At 42.2% G+C, this 19471-nt stretch carries 18 protein-coding genes and 4 pseudogenes; 20 read left to right on the top strand and 2 right to left on the bottom strand.

Annotated elements, in window-relative coordinates:
* The coding region (locus AB4Z45_RS32270; RefSeq protein ID WP_441913494.1) for a manganese catalase family protein at positions 1–287 on the top strand (287 nt) is incomplete at its 5' end.
* An 80-nt stretch (positions 288–367) separates the two neighbouring features.
* Entirely contained in the window at positions 368–604 is a 237-nt protein-coding gene (locus AB4Z45_RS32265) for a hypothetical protein (RefSeq protein WP_441913701.1), read from the top strand.
* Positions 605–638: 34 nt separating this feature from the next.
* Here the strand turns inward: AB4Z45_RS32265 and AB4Z45_RS32260 are convergent, their stop codons facing one another.
* Both AB4Z45_RS32260 and AB4Z45_RS32255 read right to left on the bottom strand, forming a co-directional pair.
* Positions 639–773 (bottom strand): hypothetical protein, encoded by a 135-nt coding sequence (locus AB4Z45_RS32260; protein ID WP_441913699.1) that lies wholly within the window; start codon positions 771–773, stop codon positions 639–641.
* Between the two features lie 350 nt (positions 774–1123).
* Complete coding sequence (locus tag AB4Z45_RS32255) at positions 1124–1288, bottom strand: hypothetical protein (RefSeq protein WP_441913697.1); 165 nt, start codon at positions 1286–1288, stop codon at positions 1124–1126.
* 373 nt (positions 1289–1661) lie between these two features.
* On the opposite strand from AB4Z45_RS32255, the gene AB4Z45_RS32250 reads away from it, so the two are divergent.
* The 18 genes and pseudogenes from AB4Z45_RS32250 to AB4Z45_RS32165 form a co-directional block, all read left to right on the top strand.
* Entirely contained in the window at positions 1662–3338 is a 1677-nt protein-coding gene (locus AB4Z45_RS32250) for a sensor histidine kinase (RefSeq protein ID WP_441913695.1), read from the top strand.
* On the top strand, positions 3335–4912 hold the full coding sequence (locus tag AB4Z45_RS32245; RefSeq protein WP_441913693.1) for a response regulator transcription factor: 1578 nt from the start codon (positions 3335–3337) through the stop codon (positions 4910–4912). Before AB4Z45_RS32250 ends, AB4Z45_RS32245 begins: the two co-directional genes overlap by 4 nt.
* Positions 4913–5013: 101 nt before the next feature.
* Positions 5014–6327 (top strand): ABC transporter substrate-binding protein, encoded by a 1314-nt coding sequence (locus AB4Z45_RS32240; RefSeq protein WP_441913691.1) that lies wholly within the window; start codon positions 5014–5016, stop codon positions 6325–6327.
* Positions 6328–6390: 63 nt separating this feature from the next.
* Positions 6391–7275, top strand: coding sequence for a carbohydrate ABC transporter permease (locus AB4Z45_RS32235; protein ID WP_441913689.1), 885 nt, complete (start codon positions 6391–6393; stop codon positions 7273–7275).
* On the top strand, positions 7275–8090 hold the full coding sequence (locus tag AB4Z45_RS32230; RefSeq protein ID WP_441913688.1) for a carbohydrate ABC transporter permease: 816 nt from the start codon (positions 7275–7277) through the stop codon (positions 8088–8090). The genes AB4Z45_RS32235 and AB4Z45_RS32230 overlap by 1 nt, the downstream gene beginning before the upstream one ends.
* Before the next feature lie 6 nt (positions 8091–8096).
* Complete coding sequence (locus tag AB4Z45_RS32225) at positions 8097–9137, top strand: hypothetical protein (protein ID WP_441913686.1); 1041 nt, start codon at positions 8097–8099, stop codon at positions 9135–9137.
* Between the two features lie 512 nt (positions 9138–9649).
* Positions 9650–11671, top strand: coding sequence for a PDC sensor domain-containing protein (locus AB4Z45_RS32220; protein ID WP_441913684.1), 2022 nt, complete (start codon positions 9650–9652; stop codon positions 11669–11671).
* Entirely contained in the window at positions 11641–11928 is a 288-nt protein-coding gene (locus tag AB4Z45_RS32215) for a helix-turn-helix transcriptional regulator (RefSeq protein ID WP_441913702.1), read from the top strand. The genes AB4Z45_RS32220 and AB4Z45_RS32215 overlap by 31 nt, the downstream gene beginning before the upstream one ends.
* A gap of 183 nt (positions 11929–12111) precedes the next feature.
* A pseudogene (locus AB4Z45_RS32210) lies at positions 12112–12660 on the top strand (sugar ABC transporter permease); the annotation flags it as partial.
* Between the two features lie 644 nt (positions 12661–13304).
* Positions 13305–13592, top strand: a complete 288-nt coding sequence (locus AB4Z45_RS32205; RefSeq protein WP_441913682.1) for a hypothetical protein — start codon at positions 13305–13307, stop codon at positions 13590–13592.
* 399 nt (positions 13593–13991) lie between these two features.
* Entirely contained in the window at positions 13992–14429 is a 438-nt protein-coding gene (locus AB4Z45_RS32200) for a hypothetical protein (RefSeq protein WP_441913680.1), read from the top strand.
* Positions 14416–14955, top strand: a complete 540-nt coding sequence (locus AB4Z45_RS32195) for a hypothetical protein (protein ID WP_441913678.1) — start codon at positions 14416–14418, stop codon at positions 14953–14955. Before AB4Z45_RS32200 ends, AB4Z45_RS32195 begins: the two co-directional genes overlap by 14 nt.
* Before the next feature lie 150 nt (positions 14956–15105).
* Positions 15106–15687, top strand: coding sequence for a hypothetical protein (locus AB4Z45_RS32190; protein ID WP_441913676.1), 582 nt, complete (start codon positions 15106–15108; stop codon positions 15685–15687).
* Positions 15688–16341: 654 nt separating this feature from the next.
* Positions 16342–16488, top strand: a pseudogene (locus AB4Z45_RS32185) (RHS repeat-associated core domain-containing protein); the annotation flags it as partial.
* Between the two features lie 579 nt (positions 16489–17067).
* Complete coding sequence (locus AB4Z45_RS32180; RefSeq protein ID WP_441913675.1) at positions 17068–17511, top strand: MarR family winged helix-turn-helix transcriptional regulator; 444 nt, start codon at positions 17068–17070, stop codon at positions 17509–17511.
* 22 nt (positions 17512–17533) lie between these two features.
* Positions 17534–18745 carry an MFS transporter gene (locus tag AB4Z45_RS32175; RefSeq protein WP_441913673.1) on the top strand — a complete coding sequence of 404 codons (1212 nt, stop codon included), beginning with the start codon at positions 17534–17536 and terminating at the stop codon, positions 18743–18745.
* 67 nt (positions 18746–18812) lie between these two features.
* Positions 18813–19036 (top strand): annotated as a pseudogene (locus AB4Z45_RS32170) (DUF3888 domain-containing protein); the annotation flags it as partial.
* Between the two features lie 256 nt (positions 19037–19292).
* Positions 19293–19471: pseudogene (locus AB4Z45_RS32165) on the top strand (manganese catalase family protein); the annotation flags it as partial.

Genomic DNA, 19471 nt, shown 5'->3' with positions numbered 1-19471 from the left:
ATTATGTGGCCCACGACAGTGCTTTGTTTTATGAGAACGCGGGAGGCGTACCGTTTACGGCTACCTATATTCAAGCGAAAGGCGATCCGATCGCGGATCTGTATGAGGACATAGCGGCGGAGGAGAAGGCTAGGGCGACGTATCAGTGGTTGATTGATCTAACGGATGATGTGGATCTGCAGGATAGCTTGAAGTATTTGCGGGAGCGCGAGATTATACACTCTTTGCGGTTCCGGGAAGCGGTGGAAATACTTAAGGATAAGCGGGATGAGAAGATATTTTATTAGAGGGAACCTCTCTGCAGCGATGTTTGGCTGTGGGGAGGTTTTTTGCTTACCTGCTGATGTTAAGCTAACGGGAAGAAGTGGTGCATACAGAAGAGTGGGAATTAAACCGACTGCGATGGAATGATGTAAAACCGAAGGAATTACGCAGTCCTTCAACCTTTTGGGCGGGCGAACATTTTGTTCTTAACGCGAGAACAACAGATAACGGCATTAGTACTACAAAGGCGATCAAGGTCGAAGTAGCAGCGGAACGAATAGGCAGCACGACCTTAGCATCTACCGATAAGAAAAAGGTAAGGTTAAGCTACAGACATTAAAAGATGGGGACTATGTATTCCATTTTAGAGCCAATTATTCGAATGGCATCGTGAAGGAGAGTGATGTTGCATCGATGCCTGATAAGTGTCCGACATATCGATTCTCATATCGCAATACAAGGCTAGATACATATCCATTTTTAAGTTTTATACCCAAGACATCCGCCACGATCTTAACCTCTTTACGTTTCTTGTACCAGTATTTATGTTTCTTGCCTTCTACGTAAGGGCTAATCTAGACGCTTCGATATAATTCCTTCCCACTCGCGTTCATTTACCCAGTTCCAAAGTGCTGGTTCATCATAAAGGAGATCCGTTACAAAGACTCGCGGCTGCTTATTCTTAAATTTAGAAGCAAGTCGAGCATAGCATTACATCATATCTTTTACGATTCACACCCATCAGGACGCGCTGAAAGTTCGGACGGCTGCCGTCAAAATAAACGATCTCACCATCTAATACACATCGGCCTATACGTATAGGACTAAGAAGCGCAATAATTTCGGGAAAACGATCATTTCACAGCTCAACATGCTTTGAGAAGATTTCTATACCTCTGTCTCCATCCATCCGTACCAGAGTGCGAATGCCATCCCATTTAATTTGGTAACCCCAATCGGGGCCTGTAGGAATGTCTGCTGAAGTAATTGGAGCCATTGGGACTGTAGGCAGCTGCATAATCATGAGGCATCATCCATGGTTAATGAAAATGCATCCCAATGTGAAAATGGCATAGGCGAGAACAAAGCCTGTCGGCAAGTTGCAAAATGAAATTGCTGAATGGCTGACGACGCAAATTTCTGCAGGAACTGCTCCGGACATTACATTCACCTGGGGTAATAATTATTTGGACCAAGGGTGGCACGAGTCCTTGGGCAACGTCATCGATGAGCAGTTGATGCATACGTTGTAGGGCCTCCGATCTGCTACTTGAATCTTATAGATCTCACTAGCGCTATGAAATTGAACATGATATATTCTAAACAGTTTACGCACGCTTAGTTGCTTGATTAAACTGTTTATTTGTTTGAGGCCTAATGCTTTGGAGGTGAGAGGGTTGAAGTTAAAGTATAAATTACTGCTGCTGCTATTATGCTGTACGATATTGCCGCTGACTATCAATGTATGGGTGTCATATCAATCGATTAATCAGCGACTGAAGAATGAGCTAATCGCTCAATATAAATCGCAAGCAGAGAAGCTCAATCAATCCTTCGAGTTGTCTATCCGCAATGTGGATAATAGCATTCTCAGCATTTATCAGACAGCTGAACTCTATACATTCGTAACGGATCGCAAGCAGACAGATGCCGAATTAATTGCTCATCAGCGGCGTTCGGAAAACTTGCTCAAAATATTGGCGCATTCCTTGAATGATTTCAGCAATGTGTACCTGTACTTGAACGATCGGAAGCAGCTTTTTCAAGTGAGCGCCAAGTATTTGAACGTGCAGCATCAGGTATTGACACCGGCTGAAGATAAAGATTGGATCAGACAAACGCAGCTTGGAAATGGGGAGCTTGTTATTGTACATGAAGAGCATGTGGGAGGGGCAGAGGGACCGCTCTTATTCGTAGGTCGCTCCATTCCAGATGTTATTCAGAAGCGGCAAGCGGGTGTAATTGGCATCGATCTGGGAAAGGAATATTTCGAAAATATAGTGGGCGCGGATAATGTGCTGGAGAAGATCGAGGTCATCAATGATCAAGGACAATTGTTCTACTCCAAGCATTTGGCGTCCACACCTGAAGGCGAACAACTGCTAATCGAAAGCCGCAGCAACGCCTATGGATGGAAAGTTAAAACGTATTTGTCACAGCGTACATTGAATCAAATCTCATGGGAAGCCGTACGGCCGATGGTAGGTTGGGGCTTTCTCTTTATGATGGCAGCGATTGTGCTATGGGTGATGCTGTCCAGACAAATCTCTATTCCGCTCTACAACTTGGTCAGACGAATGCGTGAAGTAGGGAAAGGTAATTTTAAAGCTGACAGTTGGAATCGGGATCGACAACGCAAGGATGAGTTCGGTTTTTTGGAGCTGCAGTTTTTCTCCATGGTAGATCGAGTAGATGAGCTTATCAAGCATGAATATCAGCTCAAGACGAATGAATCGGTAGCACGCATGCAAGCGCTGCAAGCACAGATAAATCCTCATTTCCTATATAACACGCTTACTTCTATTTATTCAGAGGCGCTTGAGGCTGGCGCGGATAATGTATGCCGAATGGTGAAGTCGCTTTCGTCTATGTTTCGTTATACGACGGAATTTCATCAAGAGCGAGTGCCCTTGTCTGCGGAATTGCAGCATGTGCAAAACTATTTGGAAATCCAAAAGTTTAGATTCGAGGACAAGCTGGAATTCAAGATCGACATTCCCGTACAATGGATGGACCTGGAGGTTTTGAAGCTTAGCTTGCAGCCAATTGTAGAGAATGCGATTGTACATGGCATATCACGAACAGGGAAAGGCTGGATAATGCTATTAGCCAGCTATGATGAGGATAACTTTTGTATAACCGTAGCTGATTCATGTGGGCGGATTACCGAAGAGGAAGCAGCAGAGCTTACGAAGACCATTCAAAGTGACAAAGAATGGAGCGCTAGCGTCGGCTTGAAAAACGTGCATCAACGCATAATCTATTTGTTTCCTGGCTCGAAAGGAATCGCAATAGAAACGGAGAATGGCTGGACGCAGGTGAAGATAAGCTGGAAGGCGAGTGAACCATCATGAAGGTGCTGCTAGTTGAAGATGAGCCGAAGGTAAGAAGAGCGCTACGCAAGCTTTTGACTGAAATAGATCCGATTATCGACAATATTATTGAAGCGGACTCGGGCGATGAAGGATTGCGGATGATCACAGAGGAGCAACCCGACATTGTGCTGCTCGATATGATTATGCCGGGTATGCATGGAGATGAACTGCTTGATCGCATTCGGACGATGAAGCTGGAAATTCCAGTTATTGTCGTAAGCGGCTATCATGACTTCGCGTTGGTTCGGCAAGCTCTTGCGAATGATGCCATCGATTATATTTTGAAGCCTTTTGACAAAGAAGATGTGGCGAAGGCTTTGAATAAAGCAAAGGAACGATTGGAGAAATATCAATTTCATTATCGTACGGAGCAGCTTGTTCAAGAAATGCAAACAGAGCAATTCACAAGGCAAATGCAAGTTGTGTTGAAAAATATATATATCGGTCGCTTGAATCCTCAGGAGCTTGCGCTTCTGCCGAGCTATGTTCGAAAGCAGGCTTGCGCGTTACATCTCATTGTGATTCGAAATTATGAAGACGCGCTTAATGTTCGCTTTCGCAAGGATGTAGCTCTGCTCGAATATGCGATCAATAAATGCATAAGTGAATACACGGCTCTGCACCATATTGAGTTGCTTTATGGAATATCAGGTCGATACGGCTGGTGTATTTGGGTAGCTGCTCGAGGCGAAGCCAGTGGTGCCAATCGTTGGCAATCCGATGAGCTTGTCACCTCGTTGGAGCAGGTGCTTAAGCTGTCATGCGCAGTGCTTTATCACGAAACACAGCAGCAGGTGCCTGGTTATGCCCATGCAATTGCTGAACTGGAGAACCGTGTCTGGTATATGAATTTGATTGAGGGTGCTGAAGCTATTGCGGAGCCAAGCGCCAAGCTTGTCGAAGCGTCGGAAGCTTTCATAGCAAGAATCGCGCATGCGTTAAAGCATCGATTATCTTTTCGAATTTCCGAGGATGTTGAACAATTGTTGGAAGCAGCATCGAATATGCGAGAATGCTCCGTTATGTTTCTATTTCGTGTATGGACGAATATGAATGCCAAAGTGGATAGCATGATGGGGCAAGGCAAGGACAGGCTTCATCCGCTGGATCGGGTAGAAGACTTTGCTTTGCGGGTTTCCTTCAATGTGGACAAAGCTAAGGAACTATTCATCTCAGCCTTGCAGCATGAATTGTTGGAAAGTCGAACTAGTGATTCTGCTCGTCATAAGGAGAACCGGGCATTAGCGGTGAAAGAATATATTGATTTTGAATATAGGGAACCATTATCGTTAGCTGATCTTGCACAGCGCTTCTATCTGAGCAAGGAGTATTTGGCAGCTCGGTTCAAACAGCAATTCGGCATTACGGTTGTTCACTATATTCATGAGGTGCGCTTGCACGAAGCAAGGCGATTGCTGGAGGAAAGCGATGAAGCAGTTTCGGATATTGCACTATCGGTCGGATACGTTCATTTCAGCTATTTCAACAAACGATTTAAGGAGCGGTATAGCATTACTCCATCGGAATATCGATTATCAAGTAGATCGCAGTGAAGATCTTAATATCGTGCTAGTATAAAACTTAATATATAGATAGTGGCCCCCCTTGGGAATTCTTTATAATAAAGACATTCTTACAGAGGGGGTTTTTTATTGTGAATCATAAGACAAAAGCTTCAATGCTGCTAACCATGCTACTTACTCTTTCACTTCTATTGGGAGCTTGTGGAGGAAATAGTGTAAACAAAGGAGGCACGGTCTCATCTGAACCGTCAAACAAGCCAGAAGGAGAAACGACTTCTACACCAGGTACGCCTGTGACACTGAATGCCTTCTTGTTTAATATGGATAAACGTCAAGCGTTAGAAGAGACCTTTGTAGAATTTACGAAGCAAAATCCAGATATTAAAGTGAATCTGCTTGTCAATGACCAAGATTATTACACAGTATTGAAAACGAAAATTGCATCTAATGATATGCCTGATATCGTAATGGGCGAATATGGCGACTTGCTGGAGCTTGGCGAAGCGGGACATATTCTTGACCTATCGGCTGATGCTTACATTGCGAACTATGCGGAGCAAATACGCGAGCAAATACGCGAGCAAATGAAAACGTCCAACGGTAAAATCTACGGTATTCCATTAGATGTATCGGGTATGGGGATTTACTACAATAAGGAACTATTCAAACAAGCAGGGATTGAACAGTTTCCCAAAACACAGCAACAAATGCAGGAAGCGATCGATAAGTTGAAAGAAAAAGGCATTACCCCATTTAGTCTTGCGGTGGCAGATGGCTGGACGCTTGCCCACTCGCTATTCACAACGATTGCAGGCACAACAGATGATTTGAAAGGTCTTGCTGCTGCTGTAGCATCCGGCGTGACGCTTCAATCTGATCGTTTGAAGGAAGGCTTCAAAACATTGGATATGATGTATGCGAATGCAGATCCGCAGGCTTCGACGAACAATTATAATGCGAGCTTGTCTCTGCTTGCGCAAGGCAAGGTTGCTATGCTTCAACAAGGCTACTGGGCATATTCCAGCATTACGGACATTAATCCTGACGTTCAACTAGGCTTTGGCGCCATTCCATATAGCGAAAAGGAAGAGGATGCGAAGCTAGGCGTGAACGTGAATGTATCTTATGCAATTACAGCAAAGTCTAAAAACCAAGAAGCAGCGAAAAAGCTATTTGCATGGCTGACGACTGTTGAAGGAAACGGCATTGCGAATGAAAAAATGAAGCAAATCCCAGCTATTCAAGGCGTTACGATCAGCAGCAACTCAATTGCAGACGATATTATAGCATATATGAATGCGGGGAAGGTTGTTCCTTGGTCGCAAGTGCTGATGAATGGTTCAACTCGTGTAGAAGCCGAGACTGTGATGCAAGGCTACTACTTCAAAAAGAAAACACAAGAAGCCGTTGCGACTGATATAGCTGCTGCTTGGAGCAAAAAATAATAGACAGCCAAGAAGTAGGGTGCGGTTACGTACCCTACTCTTCATAGGAAAGGAGTTGAGAGAATGCTGGGAAGAAATTCGAAGCTGAAGGAAGCGGGTATTACGCTAACTTTTGTCGGACCGATCCTCGTCCTTTATGTGTTCTTTTTTATTTTGCCGCTTGGGGGTTCATTATTATATTCCTTCACCGATTGGGATGGCTTGCAAACGACATTTAAGTGGATAGGGTTCAGCAATTATATTGAATTATTTCGACATAGCGATAGCTTTAAAAATGCCTTTGTGTTCACCCTACAGTTCTCTGTGGTCAATATTGTACTTGTGAATGCTGCTGGATTATTGCTTGCTTTACTAGTTGATTCAAAGCTGAAATCTCGCTTTTTCTTGCGTACGGTATTTTTCTCTCCTAACGTTATCTCCTTGATTGTTGTTGGTTTTCTATGGAAGTTCTTCTTTTCATCTGTCCTCTATGAATTGGGTACGAAGACGGGGCTAAGCTTCCTAACCTACAGCTTTCTAGGAAATCCCGACACCATACTTTATCCGATTGCGGGTGTTTCTTTATGGCAGAGTGTGGGGCTTGCAATGGTCATATACTTGGCAGGCCTGCAAGGAATTCCAGATGAGTTGAAGGAAGCTATGAACATTGATGGAGCGGGTCGCTGGACACTGCTTTGGAAATTAACGATACCGTTGCTGCTGCCAGCCTTTATCTCCAATTTGTTCTTAACGACTACGAATTCATTCAAAGTATTCGATCTAATCCTTGCGTTAACCGGCGGTGGACCTGCTGGATCAAGCGAAAGCCTCGCCATCAATATTTATCGCGAAGCATTCACAGCAAATGAATACGGCTCCGGAACAGCTAGATCCATCGTATTTTGTTTGTTTATTGTAATCGTAATGCTCATTCAGTTCCGTGTGATGCAGCGTAAGGAGGGGAAATAATGTTGCGCAAATGGATAAGTGAGCTCGCGGCTGTTGGTTTGGCCGTGCTTTTTCTACTGCCGATTGTGTTCGCAGTTATAAACTCTTTCAAAAGCAATGGAGAGATGCTGAGCTCTTTCGTGGCATGGCCGGAAATATGGAGACCGGAAAACTATGTGAAGGTATGGCATGATATGAACTACCCTCGTGCCCTTGGTAATACCGTAATCGTAACGGCATTTGGAGTTGGTCTGACTTTGCTGATTAGTGCAATGGCTGCTTATCGGCTTGCAAGAATGCATGCTGTCCGTGGCTTTTGGCTGATGATTTTTTTAACCATTTCGATGATGGTGCCTTTTCAGACGATTATGATTCCGCTTGTTAAGCTGGCTTCGATATTCAATATGACTAACTCTCGTATCGGACTAATTGTAATGATTGTTGCTTTGTTTTCCCCGTTTACGATATTTCTTTATCGCGGATTCATGCTTGAGCTGCCTAAAGAATTGGAAGAGGCCTCACGTATAGATGGAGCCAATATCTATCAGTCATTCTTTCAGGTTATTTTGCCGCTTATGATGCCGGTTACAGCAACGGCAGCGGTGCTGAATATTTTATGGGTTTGGAATGATTTTATTTTGTCCTTCCTTATGCTTCAGAAGGAAGAGGTTATGACGCTGCAGCTCACGGTGTACCGCTACTTCGGTACGTATAGCCAAGAGTGGAATTTGGCGCTGGTATCGCTTATTTTGGCAGCTATTCCTGTATTAATTCTTTACCTGTTGCTGCAAAAGTATATTATCAAAGGCGTCTCGGCGGGCGCTGTGAAGGGATGATTATAGATGATGCTAGAGCAAAAAGAATGGGAAGCCTTGCAGGCACGTTGGGGTACTGGAGAGCGTACTCAGCAGCCTATACTATCTGGTTCAGGTATAAAAGGTCAATTTGATTCGCATGGTGTCGATTGTCCCTTTGTTTTTCGTCATAATGAGCGGTTTTATATGATGTATGTTGGATTTGACGGTATAGGATATCAGACGGCTCTTGCCGTTAGCGATAATTTATTGGATTGGCAGCATGAGGCAATTATTCTGCCGCGTCTTGAGAATAGTGAGCGCTGGGATCGTGTTGGCGCTGCTGGCTCTTGGATTTTGCTACAATCGAATCATGTGAATGAAATGCCGCAGTTGAGGAAGGTGGATGGTCGATATTGGATGATCTATCATTCTTATCCGCGCGAAGGCTACGAAGCGGGCGGTGCTGTAATGGGCTTGGCTTGGTCGGAGGATGAGACGCTTCGGGAATGGACAAGGCTTGAGCAGCCTATCTTTACCTATGAGGATGGTGGAGAGTGGGAGCGTAAAGGCTTGTACAAATGCTGCCTGCTAGAGCATGAAGGACGATATTGGATGCACTACAATGCAAAAGGCACTTCAGAATGGCCATGGCTGGAGGAAACAGGCGTTGCTTGGTCAAACGATCTTCTTCATTGGGAGCGTTATGCGCACAACCCGATTCTGCCAGTTGTTGAGGGAAGCTTCTATAGTCAATTTTATAGCGATCCCTATATTCGACATGATGGGCAGCGCTGGCTTAATTTTGGTTTTGGCTTAGATGGCATTCATGCGCAGGGCTTGCTTGCTGTTTCAGAGGATTTGATCCATTGGGAGACTATGAGTGAACCGCTCATGCCACATGGTCAGAAGGGTAGTCTGGATGAGATCCATGCTCATAAATCAAGCGTGGTTGTATGGGATGGAGTTACGTATCACTACTATTGTGCATGTCGTCCTTGGCGTGAGGGGGACCTGACGCAGGTGGAGGTTTTCAGCGGGCTGTTGGAATTTAGATGTATTACAGTGGCGATAGGCTCGAAAGCATGAAGGTAGATCGTATTTTATTTAATAGGAGGATGAAGTAATGAAACCGTTGAAAAAAAGCATTGGTACTTGTTTGTCAGCCGTGCTACCGCATGAATACTGCCGTTATACGGCAGTGTTCATGCGGTAGCGGATTCCAGTGTACATGTACAATATCAGGCTTTAGAGCCTGCTTCTATTCAGTAAGATAGCAAAAACAAATCGTTATAATTCGTAATGGTCAGCTTCAAATGACATTAAACTATGATCCGTAGATCCGGATAATTACGGTTTCTAATTTGCTTAAGCGCTGGTTGATATCCTTGACTTGGTGCTTTTTTTTGTTCGGCTTTTTCAGGGCCGTTTTTTTGAACGAAAGTTTTAATTTCTTCGCTTACCCGATTTCTTTCCCGTCGAAGCTGCTCTATTTCTTACAACAGTATTCTCCTTTTATCATCCGTTTTGATCAGTTGCGCAATAGAGTTTATTGGAAATGTATGCTATGGCACTGTGGACAGGGAACTAAGGAGGAATTAATGAGAACGCTTTCCAAAAACTACTCGGGCAAGCTATTTATTTTTTGTTTGCTTTTAAGTATTACTCCTGTTGTTATACTCGGGTATTATTCGTATAGTAAGTCATCTGCGGCTGTACAAGAAGTTGCAAAGATGAGCAATTTGCGAATGGTAGAGCAGATGCAGGCAGGGGTGGAGCAGGTGCTTCGTGTGGTCGATTACTCAGCTATTCAATTTATTCAATCTACCCTGCTGGAGCGATCGATGTCGATTAAGCGGGAAAAGGCTCATACGGATCCAGCGCTGTATAGCGATTTGATGCAAAGCATTAATAGCTTGCCTGCCTATGCATTAGGGATCGATAATGTCTACTTAGTCAACCTGGCACAAGGCTGGTTCGCTCATTCTTCTGGAATGCGAGATTTGCAGGAGCTGTCTCTGTTGAAAGAATGGCAAGAGTTTATAACGCTGAATAAGCCTTTCTACTGGCAGGCTGTATCAGATGGGGAAGGATTGCCGGCTTCTGCCGGTGTTTATTTGGTGAAGCCGATTCCGATCAACACGAATGAACCGGAAGGGTTATTTATTTTGAAGTTTTCGGCTGTGGAGCTGTATAGCTTGCTGCGGGTAGATCCTTACGGTGAGACCATAATTCTGGATGGTCAGCAGCATGTCATTGCCCACTCTGATAAAAAGCAGATCGGCAGTGATTATTCGACCCAGCCTTTTCTTAGGCAGTTTTCAGGAGATAGTGGCTACAAAGTGGTGCGGTCAGAAGAAGGACCTTTCGGTGTTACATACCGGCAGTCCGCCTATAACGGCTGGATTTATATTTCGAAGGTGTCATTAACGGATTTGAATCGTGAAGCACGTTCGATCGGTTGGGTAACGGTCGGTCTTTGTGCCGGCATTGCCGTAGTGATCGCACTGTTTGCGCTGATTGGCAGCAAACGATTGTACTCGCCCATTCGGAGGCTGTATGAACTGGTAAGTCATCCGGCGCACATGGAGCATACTGCGCCGGGCAAGCAACAGGATGAATTCAGCTACATAGGTGATGTGTTCACACAGCTGCGGCAGAAGCAATTGAAATTGAATCAGCAACTAGACAATTATATGGTCATGAAGCTTCTGCAGGGCACAGTGCGGTCGCAGGAGCTGCAGGAGAAGCTGAAGAACTGGCAAGATCCGCTAGGCTGGCAGTTGCAGGCGGTCATGGCGATTCAGATTGATACGATCGAGAATACGCAGTACACCGATCAGGATCGCGATCTGCTGCTGTTTGCGATTAGCAATATTGCCAGTGAGAAGCTGCCGCGCCATATGCGGTTAAGTCCAATTATTTTGAATGAATCGCAGGTGACGATTGTTGGCTCCGAGCATGGACTTACTGATATATTTCAATCGGAGATCCATGAATGGGCTGCGTCTGTCCAGACAGCGGCTGAACATTATTTGAAGCTGTCCGTTAGTGTCGGGATAAGCCGATTGTATTGTGAGTGGGAGCAGATTCCGCAAGCTTATGCTGAAGCAGTAGATGCCCTTAAATACCGTCTCCGGCTGGGACAAAGAGCCATTCTTTATCTGGATGATATCGCGCCAAGAGGGAATCAAGATATTTTCTTGTATCCGGTACGGCTGGAAGCCGAGCTGCTTGATGCAATCAAACTGAATAATTCTGAGCAAGCCCATAGGCTGCTGGAGCAACTCGTGACACATATTGTAAGCCGGGAAATGAGCTTGACCGAATACCACATGCATTTCATGCGGTTAATGATGGACATCCTCGGATTAATTCAAGATCCGGACGAGACGAGCAGTATGATTAATATGGATGACAGCAATAGTCTGGAGCAGCTGCGTGAGCTTAAGTTAGTACAGGAAATTATCCAATGGTTTCGTGACAAGCTGATCGATCCGGTGATGGCTTTTCTGGAGCAGCGCAGAAGCGAGCAATATTCCTCTATTTCCGATGAAGTGCTTAAGATGATTCATGAGAATTTGGTGCAGAGATCAGTCTGGAGCTATGCGCAGGGCGTATAAACTATCATCCTGATTATGTCAGCCGCGTATTTCGCAAGGAAACAGGTGTAACTTTCAGTGAGTATTTGTCGCGCTATCGGCTGCAAATGGCGAAGATATGGCTGGCGGAGACGGATATGAAAGTTGCCGAGATCGCCGACAAGTTGCAATATAACATTGCCCAAAATTTTATCCGCTATTTTCGCAAGATGGAAAATATAACGCCTGGTCAGTATCGGGAATTACATAAAAGCACCATCACCGGGTATGACGGGTAAAGTATGGTCTGTATTATTAGTGGGATTACAACCCCTGAATGCTTTGTATATCAAGCATTTCAGGGGTTTTATCATCCAATGACACTTGGTCGGAATATGATTATCCGAGCTTGATCACCCTTGATTTTTGATATTGTCGACCAATGATTATTTACGGAACCTGTCTCTGGCAGAGATGATCGTATGGCAAGGTCATTTCAGATAGGGAGGGGGTTAGACAGTTTGCAACTAAGCAATGGCCAAACAAAAGTTGTGAAGAGAAGAATCAGATGGACAGAAAATCTGCAAGCGATGAGAAAAAATCAACTGATCTACTGGATGCTTCTTCCAGGTATGGTTTATTTTATTGTTTTTAAATACGTTCCGATGTGGGGCATATTAATCGCTTTTCAAGACTATCAGCCTTTCCTTGGTATGAGTGGAAGCCCATGGCTAGGGTTTGATCATTTTACCCGTTTTTTCTCGGAGCCGATTTTTTGGACGTTGTTTCGCAATACGGTGCTCATCGCGTTATACAATATCGTCTTTTTCTTTCCTTTGCCGATTATTGTTGCACTCATGCTAAATGAAGTAGGCAAAGAGTGGTTCAAACGCACAATTCAGACATTGGTGTACATTCCCCACTTTTTCTCGATGGTAGTCGTAGCAGGCATAAGTTATGTCCTGCTAACGACCGAGGGCGGATTGGCCAATGAACTGATTGCAGCCAGCGGGGGAGATAAAATAGCCTTCGGTAAAAGCTTGATGGATTCCTTCAGTTTTTAATGTACTTGAGTAATGTAGTCTGTTCAGTGCTGCATTAATTTTTCGTTATCTTAGGGTAATAAATATAGTACATGTTAGGTTATCAGCATTATCATTCCCCTCAACTAATAAACGGAAGCAGCCGATCATTATGATTGGCTGCTTCTGTGTTTTTATTAACCAAAATACTATTTTTTACGCATTATTAAATCTCTAATTCCTGCGAATATGCCTGTCTTTGTTTCCTTTGAAGAGTAGTCTTTTAATACAGTATCAAGCTCTGATACTTCAGTTGAAGGTAAGGGTTTTTATTGTAGCCTCAGTTTCTTTTTGACATTCTAATTCATTGGTTTCGTTTAAGTACTTTTTCATTCTATTATGTATATCTCTTATTTCTTTACTCATAGTAAGACTCATATAAAACCCCTCTTAAATCAGTATCGGTATTACCATTTCCATCCTATTCGACGGTATTCATCATTCTCCTCTACAATTCGACAAATATCCAACTAACGCAGACAAATATAATTTGATAATCATACTTTTTGCAAACTAATTGCTTACATAATATAGAAAAGTTAGTGCTATGCTCAATAGAAATAATTTAAGGATGAGTTGGAGGGGGTAATTGAATGAGCAGTGCTGCTACATTAAAGAGATTTTTTGAGGAAAAGGATTTAGAGCATCGAACCTATTCTATAAAACATAATGGTTCCGTTCATATGATAGAGTATGATTTTTTAATTGATGTAATAACTAAACATACACCTGATCATGAGCAAAAGAAGATCCTAGGCATCATTGTTCAAATTGATTTTAAAAATGGTGATATACATCATTTTAGAGCAGTTGGCTACAGGGTATGTAAAGACCAATTACTAATCAGGATCTCGATGATTATACCGTATCAAAATGTGTGATAAGTAAATGAAACGTACCAAAAATCAAATATACAGTTTTTGAAACGCTTTATAGTGTCTTTTTTTAGTGTATCAAAAAGTATGCTTTTTGAGACTTTGTCCGTTTGGACGGTAATTTCGATGGTCACTTCCGTTTCATTAACTCTACGAAAACCTAAGACTGGAAATATCAAAAGTAAGCTTGAATCTGTAATAATAAGTTAATAGTTTAAGATGCCATGAAACAGCAAAAATAATCAACAAAACGAAACAATAAACAATTTTTTATTTTAAAATAATTAGACTATAAAGGAATTTACAACCATAATTGAATCTATCGTTTAGAAAAAAACTAGTTGACATGCAAGTTGTTTATTACTATATTGGTTTAAAAGGAAGATAATGTATTGAAGGAAGAGCATGAAGAAATGGAGCCTTATTTTACCTGTTGTATTTTTAATGTTTGCTTCTGTTGCCCAAGCCACCGAAAGACCAGAAAAAATTGAAAAAAATGAGAGGAAAATTGTACTTAATGGGGCACTGACAATTACAAAGTATGACGATGGTCGGATTGCACCAGTCTCAACTTTTTTGAATCTATCAGAAATACAAGTCAATCAGGTATTAAGTGAGATGAAACTATCAAACGAACAAATTGAGCATTATTCTCCAGAACTAAAAAAGAGAATTATTAGCCGAGGTGGAGTAGCTGTCGAAACACAAAGCAGTCTAAAGCATTATTACAACAGTGTTGACGGCACTAGATATTTAATTACCGATGAAAATAGAGATGAAGTTAATGCGATTAAAGAGAAAGATAGCTTGACTTTAATGAAACAAAGTAATGGTTGGAATTAGTACGAAAGCTGTAATCCCTATAGATACAAAAAAGGATGGAAAATGGAGCGCATCAACTAGTTTGATTTATCAGGGGTTAAGCTCTACAGGACAAGAATTTAAATATGATTTATATACTGAGTATAATAGGGATGGACAACCTAATTATTATTTTAGTGACTCAGTAGTACAATATTGGGATAATGCTACTGGTATCTCAAGTGCATCATCTTACGGGGCTAATAATTGGTTGCCCAAGGTTAATAATACAATTCAGCAGGAAGCTATGACAATTGTAAGGAAATTCGGTCAATCTCAAGGAACCTTCGATCTTAAACATTCTCATCATAATTACGGAGTAATAGTCGATGATCTTAGAGTTCCGAGAACTCTACGAGGCACAAATAAGCAGATACTTGCCAGTTATGCTCACCCATATATTCCTGGTTTTGTAAGCGTTTTAATGGGTATCGCAGGTATGTCATGGCCCGGTTTAATAGGAGACGACTGGTACTTGGATGGTACATTTACTGTTCAAAACACCTAAATTAATTAATATCATTTTTAAATTTATCGAGAACTTCAATCTTTATGTAAAGATTGAAGTTCTTTTCCATTTGATACATACTATGGATATTGGTTGAGCGACATTTAGATATATATATATATTATCTTAAGTCAGCGACGAGGAGGAACAATGAAAAATAATGATAAAAAGATAATGAAAAAAAGTATATTTATAATATTAGCTGTCATAGTAGTTGCGATTTTATTTATGCTTTCTAATGGTTATGCGTTTACCGAGTCAAGTGCACTTGCATTGTCTAACAAACATAAAAAGAGTCAAATTGTTTATTCAAAAGAGTTTGGCGACATTAATTTGTTAGTTGAGAAAGAACTTAATAAGAAGTATCTCATAGAATTAAAGAAAAAATGGTTTTTATATAAAGTAACAAATAAAGAAGAACTGCTTCCAAGTGGGACAGACAAAATGAAAAGAACATGGATAAGTGTAATGACTAAACATTCAAATCGAAAATATGAAACAATTATTGCTGCTGAAATTCTTGACCCCCATGTAAAGAAGGTAATTGTAAGCAATGATGATATGCTATTCAAAACTCAAGTCGATATTAAAAAAGCATCAACATTTTTTAAGGAACTAGAAGTTGATAATGGATATGCCGTTTACTACACTATGATGGATTTTGAAGATGCTTCAAGTTTTATATTCCGTTTAATAGATGAGTCAGGAAATATTATATATACTGGGCGTTGATTGATAGCATACATTAAATATAAAGAAAACCACTACTGCACTTCAACTGTTAGACACGGAGCATTGATTGAGTTCATCTTCTATACAATTATGCATAAGGTCTTAGTGAAACTTAATGGTCTTAGAGTTGGTGCCAATCGTGCTAAAGGAAAAATAAAGATCACATATGATTGCATTAAGCAAACGGGAATAGATCATTAAAGATGGAACCTCAATAGAAATAGGGTATTCGGCTGCCAATATCTCAATATAACAAAAAAAGAAGTGTTGCAGCTTAATTACAAGCTACAACACTTCTTACTTAACTTAACTTAACTTAACTTAACTTAACTAACTACCACGACTTATGAAATGAACTTGAAAAATGACGTCCAGCTATCTTTAATTTGAATGGTCACTTCCGTTTCATTAATTACACCATTTGAATAGGTTGCTACGAATATAAAGATATAATCGCCATCCTGACTCTAATTTTACCTGCGCTTGCTCCTCAACGATATACCCGTTCCAGGATTTCTGATCGATGGATGACAACTTTGTATTGCCTATTCGAGCAGCTGCTACTTCGACAGAAATCTAATTAAGCAATAAAGCGCCCCACGTTTTATTATGAAGGATGGAAACATTAGACGAAATCAAACAATGGATTCGGCTTATCTTCGTGCTAGATATTATGATCCTAGTATTGGGAGGTTTATAACTAAGGATACGTATGAAGGGGAGATTACAAATCCGCTGACTTTGAATCTTTATGTGTATACTGCTAATAATCCATTACGATATATCGACCCAAGTGGACATTGTTTTACAGAAAAGCTTGGTAAGAAATATTGCAAGGCAGCATGGATTATAACGAAGGTTGCCGTATCAGATGCTTGGGACTCAAGTAAAAATTTCGCTATTAATACCTTGAAAGACTTAGATAAATTTTTATATAAGACGTATGGTCCAGAAAGTGATTCTTACAAATTTTACAACAGTATGACTGATTAAGAAAGGACGGAATTTTTTTCAGGGTTTTTGGGTTTTGGTGGTACTGCAAATGCTTCAAATAAGATGCTGGGTGTTATTGCAGGTACAACAAAAGCGTCTTCACTCGCGTTACGTTTAAACTTAATTAGAGCTGGGATTAGTGTTCCATCATTTGCTAATGCAGTGCATCATATCGTTGCGGGTACACAACCCAAGGCAAAGATAGCGTGCGCAGAATCTAAAGGACCGTCAGGGAGATCTACCCTGACGGTTTTTCTTTATTATCGGAAAGGTTAAAGCTTCATCCTGTTGCCGATAAAGAGGGCGTTAGCCGGCTCTTCTTCTGTTGACAAAAACAGTTGTTCTATATATAGTTGTTGAAACAACTAATTGAGTAGGAGGATGGTTATGACGCCAAATGAAAATGTGCTTGAACGATCGCTTGGTGCTTTGATGGGCATCACGTACCGCAAGATGACGAATGTCCTTCAGGCCCGCCTTAAGGATTATGAGATTACAACGGAGCAGTGGTCGGTGCTGTTCCAGGTCGATCAGACAGAGGGTTTGATCCAGAAGGAAATTGCCGAGTTGGCGGGTAAGGATAAGCCGACGACGACCCGGATTCTCGACCATTTGGAAGAAAAGGGGCTGATCTGCCGTAAGATGGCGGAGAACGACAGACGTTCCTTTCAAGTACACAGCACAGAGAAAGGTGCTTCGCTGATCATGGAGACCCTCCCGGTTGAAATGCAGGTAAACCAGGAAATCAAACAATGCATGACGGTTGAGGAACATGAAATGATCATGAAGCTTCTTCTGCGGATTAATCATCATGTGAGCCAATTATCATAATGTCCGGAAGGAGCATAAAAATATGCAGTCCCAAGAAAGCAATTCCAGGCTTTGGACCAAACCGTTTCTGATTCTGACTCTTAGCACCCTGCTGTTGTTTTTGAATTTGCAGATGCTGCTTGCCGCTTTCCCGGCCTATGTGAAATCCGCTTTTCAGGCTGACGATATGACCGTAAGTCTAATCATTAGCGTGTTTGCCGGTTCAACAATTATTACCCGGTTATTAACTGCCCAACTTATGCGTAAAGTGCGTCGCAATGTGATTTTGTATGCGGGACTTGCTGCCGCATGTCTGTTCACCGTAATGTCTGTTGCTGCGGGTTCTGTCGGTATGCTGCTTGTCATGCGGGTTGGTTTTGGGATTGGGTTCGGAATGGCGAGTACGATTATTCCAACGTTGGTATCTCAAATTATTCCAGGCAAAAGGATGGGGGAAGGCATCGGTTATTTCGGCCTTTCAACCAGTCTGGCTATGTCTGTTGGACCGATTATAGGATTAAGCGTGATGAAGCATGCAGGATTCACGACTCTTGCCATGCTTGGCACGGCAACCATCCTGCTTATTTTTCCCATTCTGCTGCTATCGCGGGCGATTCCGCCTGATACCAGCAAGAAAACAGCGCCAGCAGCAGGCTCCACTTCCAAGCAATTATTCCATGCCAAATTATTAATCCCCGGACTGCTTAATGTAATTTTGGCTGTGACCTATGGCGGTCTGCTCAGCTTTATCGCCTTGTTCGGGGAATCTGTTCATTTGGAGCAGGTCGGCCTGTTCTTTTTGTTCAATGCGATTGCAGTGATCATTATCCGGCCCGTTTCAGGCAAAATATTCGATCGTTTCGGACATGCTGCTGTTCTCATCCCTGCCGCGATCAGCGTTGTGTCTGCGCTAATGGTTCTATCCTACACAACAACGATGCCGATGCTGATTTTGTCCGCCCTGTTATATGGACTCGGCTTTGGGTCCATTCAGCCCACGCTGCAGGCATGGATGCTTCGTTCCGGCACGCCGCAGCAGTACGGCATGGCAAACAGCATGTTCTATAATACGACTGATCTGGGTATAGCGGTCGGAGCCTTGATTTTGGGTGTCGTTTCATCCATGTCCGATTATGCTTTTATGTACCGGATCTCGGCCGGATTCATGGTCCTGTTTCTGATACTTTATATAGTCGTTCGGCTGTTATCAGCCGTCAGATACAAATTCAAGCAAAGCGCCGGGCAAACAACATAACTTCCTGCAGGGACGGTAAATCGCATATAATAGGCGATATACCAGGGAAAGAAAAGGGGACAAAACTCCAAATATACAGGAACAGATTAATCGATTTATGAAGATAAACTAACAGAGTCACCTACGTTTTCGCCTTTTCTAGGAGGGACTGAATTAAACGTTGAATACCATCCTTCGCATATTGAAGTTAATGTTACAGTGATTCCGTATGTGGGACCTCATTTAGATGTAGGGATGGACTCGATGAAGTTTCGTTTAGATAATACAGGAGCTGTAATGATTCTAGAATAGAAACACATTAGGGACTATGAGTTGCCTCCATACTGGCAACACATTCTTCGTTGAACAAACGGGATACGATAGTTGAACGATCTTGGTATTACGTTGAGATATTAAAGACTTTGAATCGATAAGTTGTGACAGAAGCGTGAGACGAGATTGTGGTTGTCGAGTTGCCGATTCATAGTCAAAAGGAGTTAAGACCGAAATATTCAAAATCATAAAGCCTTACTGTGTATAGGAAAATCATCACTGTTAATTACAATGTACCAACGAATTTGCTCACTTAGAAATGATCGCTACAATGATATATAAATTGACAAAAGATGCAACGCCTGAGCAGTTAAAGGCTGCTGGTCTAGGTGCTCATTATGTGGCCCACGACAGTGCTTTGTTTTATGAGAACGCGGGAGGCGTACCGTTTACGGCTACCTATATTCAAGCGAA

It is taken from the genome of Paenibacillus sp. MCAF9, assembly GCF_052114265.1.
Classification (GTDB): Bacteria; Bacillota; Bacilli; order Paenibacillales; family Paenibacillaceae; genus Pristimantibacillus.
The sequence above is the reverse complement of the archived record's forward strand: the minus strand, read 5'-3'. Positions and strand labels throughout refer to the sequence as shown.